15 protein-coding genes are annotated in these 16228 nt (G+C 49.9%); 11 read left to right on the top strand and 4 right to left on the bottom strand.

Annotated features, from left to right (window positions below):
* The 6 genes from V3U24_01590 to V3U24_01565 all read left to right on the top strand — a co-directional run.
* Positions 1 to 304, top strand: a 304-nt coding sequence (locus V3U24_01590) for a hypothetical protein (protein ID MEE9166149.1), incomplete at its 5' end; no start/stop codon positions are given.
* Entirely contained in the window at positions 301 to 876 is a 576-nt protein-coding gene (locus V3U24_01585) for a hypothetical protein (protein MEE9166148.1), read from the top strand. The genes V3U24_01590 and V3U24_01585, both read left to right, overlap by 4 nt.
* 1 nt (position 877) lies before the next feature.
* Positions 878 to 1387 carry a hypothetical protein gene (locus V3U24_01580; GenBank protein ID MEE9166147.1) on the top strand — a complete coding sequence of 170 codons (510 nt, stop codon included), beginning with the start codon at positions 878 to 880 and terminating at the stop codon, positions 1385 to 1387.
* Positions 1388 to 1393: 6 nt separating this feature from the next.
* Positions 1394 to 2707 carry a secretin N-terminal domain-containing protein gene (locus tag V3U24_01575; protein MEE9166146.1) on the top strand — a complete coding sequence of 438 codons (1314 nt, stop codon included), beginning with the start codon at positions 1394 to 1396 and terminating at the stop codon, positions 2705 to 2707.
* Positions 2704 to 3096 carry a response regulator gene (locus tag V3U24_01570; GenBank protein ID MEE9166145.1) on the top strand — a complete coding sequence of 131 codons (393 nt, stop codon included), beginning with the start codon at positions 2704 to 2706 and terminating at the stop codon, positions 3094 to 3096. Before V3U24_01575 ends, V3U24_01570 begins: the two co-directional genes overlap by 4 nt.
* Before the next feature lie 72 nt (positions 3097 to 3168).
* Positions 3169 to 3870, top strand: a complete 702-nt coding sequence (locus tag V3U24_01565) for a PAS domain S-box protein (protein ID MEE9166144.1) — start codon at positions 3169 to 3171, stop codon at positions 3868 to 3870.
* Positions 3871 to 4726: 856 nt separating this feature from the next.
* Here V3U24_01565 and V3U24_01560 read toward each other — a convergent pair.
* Complete coding sequence (locus V3U24_01560) at positions 4727 to 6721, bottom strand: adenylate/guanylate cyclase domain-containing protein (protein ID MEE9166143.1); 1995 nt, start codon at positions 6719 to 6721, stop codon at positions 4727 to 4729.
* A gap of 655 nt (positions 6722 to 7376) precedes the next feature.
* Here V3U24_01560 and V3U24_01555 point away from each other — a divergent pair.
* Positions 7377 to 8690 carry an ATP-binding protein gene (locus V3U24_01555; protein ID MEE9166142.1) on the top strand — a complete coding sequence of 438 codons (1314 nt, stop codon included), beginning with the start codon at positions 7377 to 7379 and terminating at the stop codon, positions 8688 to 8690.
* Positions 8691 to 9142: 452 nt separating this feature from the next.
* Positions 9143 to 9832 carry a DUF2461 domain-containing protein gene (locus V3U24_01550; protein ID MEE9166141.1) on the top strand — a complete coding sequence of 230 codons (690 nt, stop codon included), beginning with the start codon at positions 9143 to 9145 and terminating at the stop codon, positions 9830 to 9832.
* Positions 9833 to 9931: 99 nt separating this feature from the next.
* On the opposite strand, the gene V3U24_01545 is transcribed toward V3U24_01550, so the two are convergent.
* The 3 genes from V3U24_01545 to V3U24_01535 form a co-directional block, all read right to left on the bottom strand.
* Positions 9932 to 10300, bottom strand: coding sequence for a hypothetical protein (locus tag V3U24_01545; protein MEE9166140.1), 369 nt, complete (start codon positions 10298 to 10300; stop codon positions 9932 to 9934).
* Between the two features lie 126 nt (positions 10301 to 10426).
* Complete coding sequence (locus tag V3U24_01540; GenBank protein MEE9166139.1) at positions 10427 to 11767, bottom strand: GntP family permease; 1341 nt, start codon at positions 11765 to 11767, stop codon at positions 10427 to 10429.
* 21 nt (positions 11768 to 11788) lie between these two features.
* On the bottom strand, positions 11789 to 12589 hold the full coding sequence (locus V3U24_01535) for a phytase (GenBank protein MEE9166138.1): 801 nt from the start codon (positions 12587 to 12589) through the stop codon (positions 11789 to 11791).
* Between the two features lie 374 nt (positions 12590 to 12963).
* Here V3U24_01535 and V3U24_01530 point away from each other — a divergent pair, with 374 nt between their 5' ends.
* From V3U24_01530 to iolG (V3U24_01520), 3 genes are read left to right on the top strand one after another with little or no spacing between them, the layout of a single operon-like run.
* Positions 12964 to 14058 (top strand): GntR family transcriptional regulator, encoded by a 1095-nt coding sequence (locus V3U24_01530; protein ID MEE9166137.1) that lies wholly within the window; start codon positions 12964 to 12966, stop codon positions 14056 to 14058.
* Positions 14055 to 15083, top strand: coding sequence for an inositol 2-dehydrogenase (iolG, locus tag V3U24_01525; protein ID MEE9166136.1), 1029 nt, complete (start codon positions 14055 to 14057; stop codon positions 15081 to 15083). The genes V3U24_01530 and iolG (V3U24_01525) overlap by 4 nt, the downstream gene beginning before the upstream one ends.
* Positions 15080 to 16075: an inositol 2-dehydrogenase gene (gene iolG / locus V3U24_01520; protein MEE9166135.1), complete on the top strand. Its 996-nt coding sequence runs from the start codon at positions 15080 to 15082 to the stop codon at positions 16073 to 16075. The genes iolG (V3U24_01525) and iolG (V3U24_01520) overlap by 4 nt, the downstream gene beginning before the upstream one ends.
* Positions 16076 to 16228: the final 153 nt, after the last annotated feature.

Below are 16228 nucleotides of genomic sequence, written 5' to 3'. Positions count from 1 at the left end.
CTCCGTATGGTACGCACGACTGATAGATTTGGCCCGCCGACTTCCCGAAAATGTCATTCTAACAGAGATTTCATTCAGACCGGTATTGGAGGAGGGAGAGAACAAGCCCGAGGTCACTATTAATGGCAATATGGTCATGAGAGGAAAAACAGACGATATTACACCTCTGGACAATTTGAGGATCAGTCTGTTGGAGAGTATACCCATGGCCTTCAGGTATTCCAGGCTGCAGGTGGAAAGCAATAGCTTCCTCGAGGAAAAGAGCAACACGAAGATCGTCTTCTCACTGGGTTTCTACAGGTGAGGTTGCCATTTAGATTATGGATAAGAATCCTGCGTCCCAAATGGCTGATCATAGCCATTTCGGGATACCTGGCCATAATGGGCTTGAGTTCTCTCCTCGTTCTTAAGCCCCCAATGAGGAAGTATAGTGACATTCTTGAGAAACAGGTTGGACTGGATGATACTTACGTAAATCTGATTGCATTCGACGTCGAATCGGCTATCGATATGATTGAGAAGGACCTTGAAGATCTAAGGCGACTAAGTTCTGATTTTGATGACCGCCTGTTGAGGGAAAGAAGTCATGACTCGATTCTGGCCACAATCAAAGGATACTGCTCCAGGACGAAATTGAGGGTGTCGGAACTTCAATTCACAGACAAGACTATTAGAGTGCACCCTGGGTACGAAAAGAGGATCTTACAGGTCACACTACAAGGTAAGTTCAGCGATTTTCTGAAATTCTTAGAAAAGTTGGAGTCAAATCCCGAGTGGATTCTAATTGAAAACTTTACGGTCCTGCAGCCAGAGAGATCGTCAGCAACTAAATTTGACTTGGCGCTGAGTCTGTTGACAGAGAAAGAAGAGACGTAGGATGGATGTCAAATCTGCGGTTTTATATTCTTTGCTGTTCCTATTGGTAGTTGTACTGGCAGCGAATTTCTCCGGGGTATTCTCGGCAATCTCGCCATCCGATGAAGGACGGAAAGATATGGGTGAGCTAATGATTGACCTCATTACCATCCAGTCACTGGTTCAGGCTGTAAAGATTAGGGAAGATCCTGTCAAGAAGTTTGTTCAGACCGTTGATTCCCTGAATAAGAAGTGGGATTCGAAGAAAACTCGGGATCCTTTTACCTTAAGGAAAAAGGCGAAGCCTGTCGTATCCGCCGTACGAAGAAAGCCACCCAGGATTCGACGTCCATCGCTAACGGTATCCGGTATCGTAATGGACAAATTAAAGCCATATGCTGTCATAAATGGGGAATTCTATGAAATAGGTGACCAGTTTGGAGAATACAGTATTGAGTCAATAATAGATACTTTGATCGTACTGACCAGTCCAAGAGATACTTTCACTGTCAAATATGAAAGGTATGAATAGGAAGAAATGGTATTCCCGAGGATCTCCAAGAAATCGACATTTGTCATACTGCTGAGCATTATGAACTTGTTTTGCCACCATTCCCTCAGGGGACAGGAAGGAGAAGTAGACCTACTATCTGTGTCGGTAAAGGAGGTGGAACTGGAAAAGGTTCTTCGGATATTGAGTGAGAAAAGTGGGATTGTGTTTATCTCTGATCCGGCGGTCCGAGGCCGAAAGATAAGCCTCGATTTGAAAGATGTCGAGCCACTGGAGGCACTGTCGATTCTCACGGAACTATTTGACCTGGGATTTCAGCAGTTGGGTGTGTCTGGGAAATACGTGGTGGCGGACAAGAGCGAAATTCAGGTGCGAACTCAGCTGGGCAGCTATGTCTGTGAATTCGCCGATGCCAGGAGTTTGGCTCAAACAATTGGCCAAGTCGTTACGCCTGAGGTAGGAAGCGCTTTTGTCGATGAGCGAACGAACTCCGTGATTTACATAGATACCCCCTCCAAATTGATTGCCATAGAACGGCTGATACGGGAGCTTGACAGACCTACCCGGCAAGTATACATAAAGGCTGCCATAGCAGAAGTGTCGGTCACCGAAGAGTCGGAACGGGGGGTACACTGGTTTACACAGCTGAACAATGTGCTCAATTCTCCAGGTGAGGGCGCTGCAGCAACCGACTTCACCGCTCTCGACAGAATCCCAACACAGCTCACTTTTCCGAACGTTAGTGCGGGCCTTGGTATTGGAATCATCAACTATGACATAGACATTGCAATTGCATTTCTGGCAAAAACAGCTGATTTGGATTTGCTGTCGTCCCCATATCTGATAACCCTGGACAACCATACCGCCATAATCGAGGTAGGTGATCAAATTCCTTATCCTAAGTTGAATGAATTCGGAGTTACCTCCTATGAATTCAAAGATGCGACCATCCGGTTGAAAATACGGCCCCATATCAATAATGATTCTACGATCACGGTATATCTCGAGCCGCAGGCCAACTTTCAGCAAGGATTTACTCCAGATGGTATCCCTATCATAGCAAAGCGAAGTGCGCAAACACAGGTCGTGGTTGGTGATGGGCAGACGGTTGTCCTCGGAGGGTTGATGCGGGAGTCGGAAGTGACAGCCCAAACGATGGTGCCGGTGATTGGTTCCATACCCATAATCGGGGAATTGTTCAAATCAACACAAAGAACCTGGCAGAAAACTGAGCTAGTTGTCTTACTAACGCCCAAAATTCTGGATATCGATACTTGGAAGCAGATCCGAGAATTACAGGGTCAACTACCACCTGAGGACATTTTGAGGAAATTAAAGTGAAAAAGGACATCCTTAACCCTTCGCCTCCATCAGTGCTCGTTATCGACGATGAACATAGCATATGCCAGTTCTTTGTTGATCTGTTTAATGAAATTGGCATCAACATTGAGACCGAACAGACCGGTGCAGCCGGCCTGGAGTCTGCGCTGAAGAATTCTTATTCGTTGATATTCCTGGATGTAAAACTCGGGGATATGAGCGGGATTGATGTGTTGAGATCGATCAAGGCCAGTGATCTTGACACGAAAGTCGTCGTCATTTCGGGATATCTGACGGAGTCGCTGATTGAAGAGGCAATGAAGATGGGGGTAGACGGTTACTTGTATAAACCTCTGGCTGTAAGGGATATTGTGTCGTTGACACACAAGTTTGTTGACCTGAATCATTGAACCATGCTGGCCATTGAGGTGAATAAATAATTGCGGACCTGGAGCTCCCATGAATGATTGAGGCAATATGAATTGAGCAGCGGCGAGAAAACAGAGGAAAGACTCGTTGAAGAGTTGCAGGAGCTGCGTGACCGCGTGAAGGAGTTGGAACACGTAAAGCGTGAACTACTACACACGAGAGAATATACGAGAAGCATCATTGACAGCTCCATGGATATGATAATAGCCGTAGATAATGACAGAAGGATTACAGAATTCAACGGAGCGGCTGAAGAAACCTTAGGATATCGTCGCGAAGAAGTCTTAGGTAAACACATAAATATCCTCTATGAAGATGTAGCAGAGGGTCGATCCGTATACGAATCAACGATCAAGGATCAACAACATATCCACGAAATTCTCAACAAGCGGAAGAACGGAGAGACTTTTCCCTGTTTACTGGCTGCTTCAGTCCTCTTCGACTCACACGGCGCAAAAGTGGGTCAAATGGGAATTTCTCGAGATATCACAGACGTAAAGAAGGCCGAGCAAGAGAGGGAAAGACTTATTTCGGATCTGAAGCTAGCTCTTGAGAGTGTCAAAACACTAACGGGCCTAATCCCCATTTGTGCCAGGTGCAAGAAGATACGGGATGATGAAGGATTCTGGCAGCAGGTCGAGTCTTATATTGGGGAACACTCGGATGCGGAGTTTAGCCATGGAATGTGTCCGGAGTGTCTCAAAGAGACATACCCCGAGTTGTACGGAAAGGGGGACCCGGATCTATCAAATTAGAAACTGTAACTGATTTCGGTGAGAACTGAAATGCATTGGCCCACCGGGGAAGAACTGCGAGGAGCAATACAGCGATTGGAGGGCGTGATCGATGACGATTCGACTTCTGCCAGGGTGCCAGCATTAATTAGTACACTATGTTATCCAGTGTCATCGTCGGCTGGGGTATGAGGACAAAGCTAGCGAGTTACAGAAGAAGCTCGTAAGCGCCCACCCGGATTCAAAGTGGGCAGAATTGTATAAGGAAACGACTCTGAACACCGAGTGCCTTAAATGTCTGAGTTTAAGCCCGCATTGACAGGGCTTTTTTGTTGTCCTTCCGCATTTTGAACCAGCCCCCATAATTTGACCTAATTCTTGGGAGGTACTTCCCCTTCCACCTAATCCATAAGGAAAAGGGCTCGAATCCGAGCCCTTTTAGATTTCAAGTTTACCAAACTGGTTCATTACATGCTGTGACAAATGTCACAAATCTTGAAGACATTCGGTGGACGTGTCCGTGAGGCGACCCGTCCTAACTTATCCAAAGGATCCTTCGGAAACGCTGGTACAATTTTTGGGGTGCAGGTCAAACTTTGAAATTGCGCACGAGCCCGGCAATCCAGAGCAAACCGTTGTTATACATAAAGGTAATCACTTCGATGATTCAATCTAAGTTACGGTTTGCTAATCCTTGAATTTCTTTTCCAAGGCGTTCGCCAAATCATCTTCTGCGACGTTAAGATCCTTGACTAGATTTTGTAGACGTCTCCTCCTGCCGCGGTCACCAACCGGCGGAGATCGCTTGAGGAGCCTTGGAACACTCAGGTACAGCCGTCGACCTCCGATGGGGTAGAAGGGGCCGTAGACAAGCGTTTCACTTCAGGCCGATTTTGACACGCAGTTTTTGGAAGCGCGGATGGTCGCGAAGATCGTCAAAAAACGGCTCCGAGGTGATGTTTGGCAACCCCGGACTGCCCGTCCGGTATCCCCTCTCGAGCCAGCTGAGGGCCTCCTCTTCCCGACCAAGTGTCAGATAGACGGCTGCAATGAACCCGGGTTGGTCGATGCCGTAGTGCTCCTCCACTCCCGTTAGGATCTCCAGTGCGCGCTCGTCCTCACCAGAGAGAGCATGCCCGGCCGCCGTCAGTACGCGTATATTAATGGCATCCTTTCCCATACGGCTGGCGGCTTGTCGAGCCCTGTCAAGAACCTCCTGGGGCCTCCCCATTATCCAGTAGGACAGCCCCTGGTTGTAGATGGCGAGCCCGTAGTCCGGGTCCATTTTCAGTACTTCGTCCCACTGGTCGATGGCCTCCTCATAGCGGTGCTGGCTAAAAAGAGGCCAGCCTACCATAGTCTTTATAAAGAGATTCAGGGGATCGAGCTCCTCCGCCCGCTTGATCTCCAGGAGGGCTGTTTCGTACCGCATGTTCGTCCGCAATAGCTGGGAATACCACTGGTGGGCCATCACCGAGTTGGGATTGAGTTCGATCGCCTTGTGGAACTCCGCCTCCGACCGCATCCAGTCCCACTCGAGCATCCTCACGACGCCTAGAGCGGTGTGTGCCTCTGCGAGTTTGTCGTCAAGTTCAACCGCCTTCCTCGCCCACAATCTGCAGTCTGCTATGCTAGTGGCTTCCCCCAGAAGGAGCAAGGAACCCACTTCTGCCATGGCGGCGTATGCCTTGGCGAAGGACGGGTCGTGCGCGATGGCTTCCTTGTAGGAGGACAGGGCGGTAAGGTGATGTTCCATCCCGAAGCGTGAGAAATAAAACCGCCCCTTCAGGTAGGCCTCATATGCCTTTGGGTTCAGGGAACGAGATTCCCCCGAAAGTCTCTCGCGCTCCTCCGGGGCCAGTGTGATCTGTATTTCCTCTGCGATGGCCCGCGCCACTTCCCTGTGCAGCCTCAGGATGTCGCTCAGTTCCCGCTCGAAGCTCTGCGCCCACAGGTGGCGGTCGCTGGACCCGTGGATCAACTGCACCGTGATGCGTACCTGTTCACCCTCCCGCAGCACCGAACCCACCACGAGCGCGTCTACGTCCAGCTCCCGCGCGATCTCAGGCACCATTTTGTCCGCCCCCTTGTAATGCATCGCCGACGTCCGGGACAAAACCGTCAATGCCCTAATCTTGGATAGTTCGGTGATCAGGGCCTCATGAATGCCCTCAACAAAGAATTCCTGTTCGAGGTCATGTGTGAGATTATCGAAAGGCAATACAGCTATCGAATCAATAGCTTTGCTGGCCGTAAGAACAAAATACAGACCAACCGCTACAACAGTTATGGTAGGGATAGCCCACTTAGCCAAAGAGATAGGCCTCTTCTCAAGTTTAGCTGAAACCTCAGACATTTTGGTCTCAGGCAGCCCGTGAGAAACGATGCAATAGACCTTTACATCTTGTTTTACCCCTTTGAGCTTAGGCTGTCCGACATACTTTGTCGAGAACTCTGGACTTCCAGAAATATCTTGGTGGATTTTATGCGATATGGCAATTCCACCTACTGCCGCAAGCGGTTCAATTCGTGAGGCTATGTTTACATCATCACCCAGAATATCCGTGCCCATTTGAATAATATCGCCTTGATGAATGCTGATGCGGAGATTAAGATTTTCAATATCCTTTGTTGTGCGTTGAATCTCTATCCCACAGTTCACAGCCTTTAATGAACTGGGAAAACTGAGAAGCAGTCCATCACCGATTTCCTTGAGCCACTCTCCTCCAAATTCCTCAACAATAGGCTTCAGCAGTTCTCGCTGCTTGTCAATGAGTTCAACGGCTGCTGTCTCATCCTGAGCGGAGAGTTCCGTAAATCCTGCGATGTCGGTGAATACGATGGCTCTCAGTTTTCGGATTTGCTCAGGCATGGTCTAGACCACAATCGTTAGAGGTAATAAACACCACCTGTAAGAAAATGCCGGATTGCCTGCTATTTGTCAACTCCCTAAGGCCAGCCAGCCCCCATTCTTTAGACCCCTTCTTAACTTTAGGGCTTGACCCGTGGCCCGCCCCCCTTTTTTGTACCAATGATGATGAGGGAACTTAAGATGTTCATACAGCTATTTCTAATACATTCAGGTGATCCGCCCCCCTTTTTGTACCAAAGATAATGAGAGATTTTTCACTGTGAATCACGCTATTTCCAGTGCATTTAATGCCTTAACTGACCTTCCTTTCTTGCGATAGGAGCTGGCATATTCCCACTTATTTTATCTTGGGTCTTATTTCATATCAATTTAGTTTTAAGTATCTTTCCAGAAAGGTTCCAGAAAGGCGATACGATGTTTGATCATGAACGGAAACCTTCAGGCTGTGCTTCAGCCCTGGCTGCTGTGAACCTGACGAGATGACTCACCGATACTCGGCTAGGGATTTGCTCTCGCCAAGGGGTTCTTTCAACTTGATAGTTCTGGTGTCGGCACTCATTGGGCACTCGGTGCACGAACTATTTTGAGCAGGGTTGTTGTCGGGATATTCGGCAATTCATGAACCGGGCTGAATCAGAAAGATTGGGAAGTTGAGATGAGCAAAGAGGATCAGAAACAAGCGCGGAGGGAAAACCGCCGGTATGTGAGGCGCGAGGCTGACCGGATCCTGGTGAGCCGAATGCACTCGGTTCTGGAAGCAAGCCAGATCATGAACGGCACACTGGACCTAGATCGATTGCTGACAGTAATTGTGGATCTGGTGACAAAAAACCTTAACGCAGACCGGAGTACGCTCTATCTTTTGGATGAGGAAAAGGGAGAAATCTGGTCGGAGGTGCTGCAGGGGGAAGAATGGCTGAAGATTCGTCTTCCCTTGGGAACAGGTCTTGCAGGTCATGTGGCTCAGACTGGCGAAACCGTGAAGATTGAGGATGCCTACGGGGATCCCCGCTTCTACAAGAAAATTGATGAATCAACCGGCTATATGACGAAAAGTGTGCTCTGCATGCCCATGCGCAATCGGGAAGGAAAGATCATCGGTGTGTTCCAGGTTCTCAACAAGAAGGAAGGTTTGTTTTCCCACGAAGACGAGGAGTTTCTGGAGGCTATGTCCTCTCACGCCGCTCTGGCTGTCGAAAACGCGGTCCTTTACAAAGAGGCCCTGGAGCATCAACGGATGGAAGATGAACTTGCCCGGTTTCAGAAACTGGAAGCCATTGGCCGGGTCACCGCTGAGGTGGCACACGACTTCAACAATATTCTTACTCTCATCAGTGGCTATGATGAACTGCTCTTAGCGGGTCTGGACAAAAATGACCCACACCGCAATCAGGCCGAGGCGATCCGAAAGGCGGTAGACCAAGCCATTACTTTAACGCGCCAATTGCTTACCTTTAGCCGCATGCAGCCTTTGAAGCGTACTGATCTGGTCTTGAACGACGTGATTGAAGACGTAGATAACGTTTTGGAGCATGCAATTGGCGAAAATATAACTCTAGTAACTGACCTAGAGCCCCGACTGAAAACGGTGAAGGCTGATCCCTCTCAGATAGAGCAGGTCATATTGAATCTTACCATGAATGCTCGTGACGCCATGCCTGATGGCGGAAAGGTGACCATTAGGACGGCCAACGTCACGCTGGATGAAGACCAGACACTGAAACAACCTGGCCTTGAGCCAGGACCGTACGTAATGCTTGCCGTAGCTGACACAGGGATAGGAATGGATGAAGAAACTTTGAACCATCTCTTCGAGCCCTTTTTCACCACCAAAGAGAGGGGAGACGGGACTGGTTTGGGACTGCCCACCATCTACGGCATTGTCAGGCAGAGCGGTGGCGACATCACGGTGCAGAGTAAGCCCGGCAAGGGTGCAACATTCCAAGTCTATCTTCCGCTGGGGGTGTGACTGGGGTCGGACCAAGCCTTTCCTTTGTGGCATCGTCTGAATAATATATCATATGTACCCCGGTATGGTATGCCCGTTACCTCTAGGCATTCTCCGTCATCCTCTTAAACGTCCAATTCCACCCCCAAAATGGAACTTAACGACCCTTGTGTCCCATACCTCCGCGCCGAAGTTCACGCAGCAGTAATAGAGCATCATCCTCTGAATCCTCGATCAAAATTGCATGAAGCGGTGTCGCCATCTAGGTCCCTTGTCACCTCGGTGGGGGCAAGTTCAAGACTGTCCAGCATTGCACCAGTTGTTCCATTGAACTGGCCCATGAAAATTCCTATATTTCAGGGGGAACTTTGCTAAAGGCAAATGAGGCTAGAGACTATAAGTCCTTATAAAATAGAGAGTTCTGTCGAATCGAAAGAACCAACAGCCAATTTAACTGGGAGGAACCGGTGTTGATGACAGTAGATGCGCAAATAAGCCCAGAACTCTTTCAGTTTTTGAGCGAACTGCGGGAGAACAATAATCGAGAGTGGTTTCTCGCTAACAAAAGGCGCTACGAGTCTTACGTGCGACAGCCACTTCTAAGGTTCATTGCCGATTTTGGCGTGCACCTCTCCAAGATAAGTCAACACTATTTGGCTGATCCGAGGCCTCTGGGAGGCTCACTCTTTCGCATTTACCGGGATGTCCGTTTCTCAAAAGACAAGTCACCTTACAAGACGTCTGCCGGTATCCATTTTCGTCATGAAAGAGCGAAGGATGTTCACACTCCGGGCTTCTATCTTCACCTGGAGCCTGGAAACGTCTCTGGCGGTGTCGGGATTTGGCATCCGGACACGAGTACTTTGACGAAGATCCGAGACACGATTGTTGATGATCCTTCCAGCTGGAAGCGAGTTCTTTCTGACAATGATTTCAAATCAACCTTTAGGCTCAAAGGCGATTCGCTTAAGAGGGCACCAACGGGATTTGACCCTGACCACCAACTCATCGAAGATTTGAAAAGAAAAGACTTCATTGCCTCCGCAGCATTAAGTGAGGAGGACGCCTGCAAGCCTGACTTTATTGATCAATTCGGTAAGGTATGCAGTGACGCAACTTCGTTCATGCGGTTTTTGACGAGTGCGATTGGTTTGCCGTGGTAATAGTAGTGAGCGAAGGAAACCAAATGTGACCTCTGCCTGCCGGCAGGCAGGTTGAATGCAAAGCTGTTCAATCGGGGTGGCAGTGGGGAACAATGCAGGTTAGTAAAGTTTCTCGATGATGATTCGGTATTTTCTTCTTTTCGGCGAAATGACAAGCTGGTAGCTGTTTTCTCCCATTTCAACCGCGGGTTCGGTATAATCCTCAACAATTCCCCCCGACAGTGCGTGGGTGGATTTCAGTCCTCCCAGCCACCACCGTCTATCACTCAGGTAAAGAAGATCTCCTTCTTTCACTTCTAAGCTGTCTGCCAGCGGTCTTGAAATCGAGACAAATGGGAGGTTATTCGGATCCACTTTTTCAGGTATCCTCTCCTTCAGCACAGCAGTTCCAACCGCTCGCCTGCTTCCTGATTCGTTGCCAGGAGATCTCTTATAGAAATTGAGGGCATCGGAGACTGTTCCCCACACCAGTCCCCGTTGTTTGTCCTAACTCTCCGGCCGGGTGAAGAGAGTGGTTACAAAACCAATAGTGGCGCTCACGGCCAATCCGTAGAACGCCCTCATGAATTTGAACTGGTTCATCCCGATGATTAGTTAGGGTGTCCAGACAAGGCTAATAACCCAGACGATCACTGCAGCAGCAAGACCCACAACCAGGGTCCCCACAGTCTGCAGTCTGTATCCTGTCTTTACGTCCATATTTGACAGCTGGGTAACGATCCAGAAATAACTGTCGTTGGCGTGGGAGACCACCATGGATCCGGCCCCAATGGCCACTACAGTAAGAGCTTTCCCCAGGCCTGAGTCAAATCCAAGGGGTTCCAACAGAGGGGCGAGAAGAGAAGCTGCTGTAATAATGGCAACGGTGGAAGAGCCCTGGGCCGATTTTATGGCTGCCGCAAGGAAAAAGGGGAGCCATATGCCAAGCTTCGCACCAGCGAGGTTTTCCCCCAGGATGTCAGCGATCCCCGAATTCTGCAGGATCTTGCCAAAAGCGCCACCCGCCCCGGTTATGAGGATAATAATTGCCCCACTTGCCAGAGCCTGTCCGATCCAACCTGAGGAAGAAAGCATCTGTTTGTCAAAACGTCTTGGGAGCGTGAATGCGATCAGAACGCCCACGAGAAGTGCGATGACCGGATGTCCGACAAAACCGATCACCTCCTGGAGCGAACCTTCTCCAAACGGTTTCGTCGGGAAGTCGGCTATCGATCTCAACACGATGAGGATGATAGGGAGAACAATGGGGAGGAAAGCCTTCGGCGCTGAAGGTGCCTCGGAAATCCTTGCCTGGATGTCGGCTTCGGATAGGTCGGGCTCAGGATCAATATCAATTCTTGACCCCACTTTCACGGCAAAGAGCCATCCGATAACCAGAGCAGGTATGGAGACCATAAGGCCGAGAAGTATCACCTGTCCGATATCTGCATTCAGAATCGCCGTGGCTGCAATGGGTCCCGGGGTCGGTGGTACCATGGTATGGGTGGCGTAGAGTCCCAGGCTCAGGGCGATGGCGCTCGCGGCGAGAGTGATTCCAGCTTTCTTGGAAAGAGCCTTGTTCAGTGGTGACAGTAGCACGAATCCCGAATCGCAGAAGACCGGGACAGACACGACATAGCCAATGATACCCATGGCCATGGGAACGTTTTTCTTTCCGGTCACTTTGAGGATCGTGTTGGCCATGGCAAAAGCACCGCCGGATTCTTGAAGAAAAGTTCCGATAATTGTGCCGGCGACGATGACAATGCCGATATATCCGATTGTGGTGCCAAAACCATCCACAATGGATTCGTTGATGGTGCTGAGGGGCATCCCGGAGAGCAGTCCAAATGCCAGGGCGGCGAGAAGAAGGGACACGAATGGGTGAAGCTTCAGCTTCGTGGTGGAGAAAACGATGAACAGGACGCAGAGGATGAGTAGTGAGATTAGCCACATGGCCGTTAACTATGTATCTGGTTACTTCCCGGAGCCCACTGTCCGTGGGTCCCACCGTGTATCGACAAGCAGGGGGGGATCGAATAGTCGAGCTATCAGTTCCCACTGGACGCACTTGAAATTCTGATTCCCCCCCGGATTACTCCCATCCTGAACGACGAATATTCCGCCGGGGAAGAGGGGGGCAAGTGCAAAATTGGAGACGTCAATACCGTCCGTGTCGAACGTTCCGTCGATGGTTTCACCTGCAGCAATGCGGAATGTCCCAACGTACTTATGATTTTCCTCCCGCTCATAGATGACGTAGGAATCGTTCCCCTGGCTGGAGGCAATCAGGTACCCTCTGGAATCGTTGGCATAATAGATCGCAAGTCCCTCCACGTCTGCCACAAGATGTGGTCCGATGGAATCTACGAGGAACTTTTCTGAATTTCCATCAGGTTCCGCCTCAAACTTCCAGATGCCCGCATTCTCTTCGCCGACAATTGGCTGCTCCGAGAGGGAGAAGTCCTGGATCACTACCTGATCGGCACTTACAGTAATCTCCGCTGACTGACTTGCGAAGCCGAGGTAGTCTACATTAAGAGTATGTTCTCCTGACGGAACGCGGGCGATCAGGAACTCGCCTGTGACACTCGTTGCATCCCCGAAGTTTGTTCCATTGACAACCACATTGGCTCCAGGCAAAGGATTTCCCGTCCCTGCATCTGTAACCCTTCCAGTAATGCGACCGGACTGGGCGTCAGCTTGATAGGGGAGGGCCATCATGCATATCAACACGATGGCAGCGTAGAGTGAAACAGCAACTCCTCTTGTTTTCATGCTAAATTCCCTCCGTTCAAGTGCCTTTTCGGATGTAGTGATTGTATAGAGTAATTGTATATACTTAAATACTTAATCATCCTGTGAGAAGAATAACCCCAATAACCCTTCAATGCTCCATCGATTCTAAGTCATATACCCAACGGAGAAAAACAAACATTTTTTCTCTGCCCATAGTTCTCACGCGTAATTGTCTGATTATTAGTGGGTAAAACGATCACCTCTTCATTTCCGGAAGGGAGACAACCTGACGCTCCACTGTTTATGCAGGTTGAGAGTTCTGACGTGAGAATTCCTAACTACTTTGACATTTAGGATTTCTTTTGGTATAATCGTACAGACAATTGGATATGCTACTCCGATAGGAAATACCTATGATCATCGACCGAACCAGTCCCGTACCTTCCTACTTTCAGCTGCAGACCTGGCTTATCGAGCAAATCGAACAGGGGGTGTTCAAGCCCAATGAAAAGATCTTTACCGACAGGGAGCTGGTTGAGCTAACGGGTCTGGCTCGGACGACGGTTCGACAGGCGGTGCAGAATCTGGTGAACATGGGTTATCTGGTACGAAAGAAACGGCTGGGAACGTTTGTTCTCGAAAGGAATGTAGATTCGGGAAAACAGACCATTGTGGCCATCCTGATACCGGATATCCGGAGGGGGTATGCTCCCGAATTGGCACGAGGGGCTGAAGATGAGGCTGCAAAAAGCAAACACAGCCTGATCATCTGCAATACGGATGACCTATTTGTCAAGGCTGAGTTTCACGCCAATCGTCTTATCGAGAACTCTGTGAGTGGCGTCATATTTGTTCCCACGGCAGCCGCGGATGAAAAGAACCTGCAGATCATTGACAAATTTGCACGAAAAAAGATACCCATTGTCCTCGCCGACCGCACCCTGGAGGGAGTCGGCATTGACTATGTGACCACGGACAATTTTGAGGGGGCTTATGAACTGACAGAGTATCTTATCAAGAAAGGTCACAGGAAAATAGGGATAACCTTGAGCACCCTTTTCTCCACGGAGAGGCTGAGGCTCGAGGGCTACAAGGAAGCCCTTGGGAACCACAATGTTCCTATTGATAGTTCCATTATTATTGCCGAGCCCGGTCCTTTTGTCGAGAAACGATATTTTCAGCACGCTCTCAACCTCTTGGGCAAAAGAGACAGAATAACAGCTGTCTTTGCCGTGCACGACCGGATTGCTCTTCAGTTCTACGCGGCTGCAAACCAGCTGGGTATTTCCATTCCCGGTGATATTTCCCTGGTTGGGTACGACGATTTGCCATTCACAACCATTTCCCTGACCACCATGCACCAGCCCATTTACGAGATGGGACAGGAAAGTATGAAGCTTATCATGTCCCGTATCCGGCGGCAGATCAAGAAGCCTCGAGGAATCGTGCTGAAATCATACATGGTGGAACGATCGTCCGTTGCCACCATTGCAGCGCAACCCACATGAACCGTAGAGGACATTCTCGAGACGACAGGCAGGTCGTTGCAGGACTTATCGGTGCCGGCCGTATCGGTAAGATGCATGCCAGTAATATACAACTCTATTTACCTGAAGTATTACTCAAATCAGTTGTTGATATAGACCTGGATGAAGCATGGGCCAGAAAATCCGGGATTCCCGTGAAGTCATTGAGTGCCAAGGAGGTCTACGAAGATCCGGAGATTGAGGCCGTTGTCATTGCGGCATCCTCCACTGCACACGTTGATCTCATCCTGGGGGCGGCCCAGGCGGGTAAGCATATTTTCTGTGAAAAACCGGTTGCTTTTGACCCGGGGGGCGTTTCCGAGGCGGTTGAGGCAGCTAGAACAGCCGGTGTGAAGCTTCAGGTGGGATTCAACCGGAGATTCGATCCCGATTTCCGAAAAGTGCGGGAGATTGTTGAAAGGGGGGCAGTGGGGGCACCTCACATTATTACGATAACTAACCGAGATCCTGTCAGACCGGATCTTGAGTTTGTCCCAAAGTCGGGAGGGCTTTTCCTCGATTTTTGCATCCACGATTTTGACACCGCCCGCTTCTTGACCGGCTCCGAGGTGGAAGAGGTGTTTGCCATGGGTGCGGTGCTCATCGATCCAGCGCTCGAAAGACTCGGAGACATTGACACTGCCCTGATAACGCTGAAGATGTCCGACGGCGCGCTCTGTATCATCGACAATAGTCGGGAGACCCACTATGGGTATGACCAGCGGGTCGAGGTTTTCGGTTCTCTGGGAAGCGTCCGGGCAGACAATACAAGACCCACCGGTACCACGCTTAGTACGGAAACCGGTGTGTTTATGGACAAACCGCACTATTCGTTTGTTGAACGGTTCAAAGAAGCATTCGTCCAGGAGATCAAAGAGTTCTTTGACTGTATCCGGAATGAAACGGATCCATCCGTTACGGGTGAAGATGCCGTGGCGGCGATCAACATCGCCACCGCTGCCGCATTGTCGCGCAGGGAAAATAAGCCAGTGAGGGTGCAAGGATGAAGTCTGTGACCGTCGGCGTTCTTGGGGCCGGCAGAATAGGAAAGCTCCGTGTGGAGAACATCCTCAGAATGCGAGGCGCTCGGGTCAAAACAGTAGCTGATCCATTCATGGATGAGACGTGGGCCAGAGATCTTGCACTGAACGCCACTCTCAACCCAGAAGAGATATTCTCGGATCCACAGATAGAAGCGGTTATCATCTGCTCGCCCTCTGAACTTCATACGGAGCAAGTCATCAAAGCGGCCCTGTCCGGGAAACATGTCTTCTGCGAAAAGCCGATTGCCCTTGATCCGGACCGGATTGAAAAGGCTCTGAAGATCGTCCGACAACAGGGTGTAAAACTTCAGGTAGGATTCAACCGTCGCTTCGATGCAGATTTCATGAGTCTGAAGACGGCTGTTACTTCCCGCAAGATCGGTTCCGTCCATATCATCAAGATCACATCCCGCGACCCCTCTCCTCCACCCGTAGAGTATGTTCAAACATCGGGAGGGATTTTTCTCGATATGGCGATTCACGATTTTGACATGGTCCGATATCTGTCGGGAAGCGAGGTGGAACAAGTCTATGCTGCCGGTTCGGTTCTGGTAGATAGTGCCATCGGCATCGCCGGGGACGTTGACACAGCCATAACCTCGATGAGATTGAAAAGCGGAGCCCTCGCGGTGATCGACAATAGCCGCAAAGCCGTTTTTGGCTACGATCAACGCATCGAAGTTTTTGGCTCTCGCGGGAGCATGGTGGCCGGTAACAGGACTCCTACCGAAACCGTTCTGAGCACGGAGGAGGGTGTCGTTGCCGACAAGCCTCTCCATTTCTTTGTCGAACGGTACCGGGAATCGTACAAGAAGGAAATAAGAGAGTTCTTCAAAGCCATCAGGGAAGATTCTGACCCTCCGGTCACCGGGAGGGACGGTCTGCTCGCTATTCAAATCGGACTTGCAGCCAAACAGTCCCTGCAAGAGAACAGGCTGGTAATGCTCCAGACATAATCGTCGAGAGCAGTTGACATCATGTCCGGCAGAGTGACATTCGAATTCCTCGACTGGCTATGGAGCGTCGCCTATCTGGTATCGATGACAGGGTGCGGTGTTATATTCTATCGAAAACACCACCCCCGACCGCTCCTGCTCCATCGTCATTTC

It is taken from the genome of Candidatus Neomarinimicrobiota bacterium, from assembly GCA_036476315.1.
Lineage (GTDB): Bacteria > Fidelibacterota > Marinisomatia > Marinisomatales > S15-B10 > JAZGBI01.
This window is presented reverse-complemented; position numbering and strand designations above follow the sequence as displayed.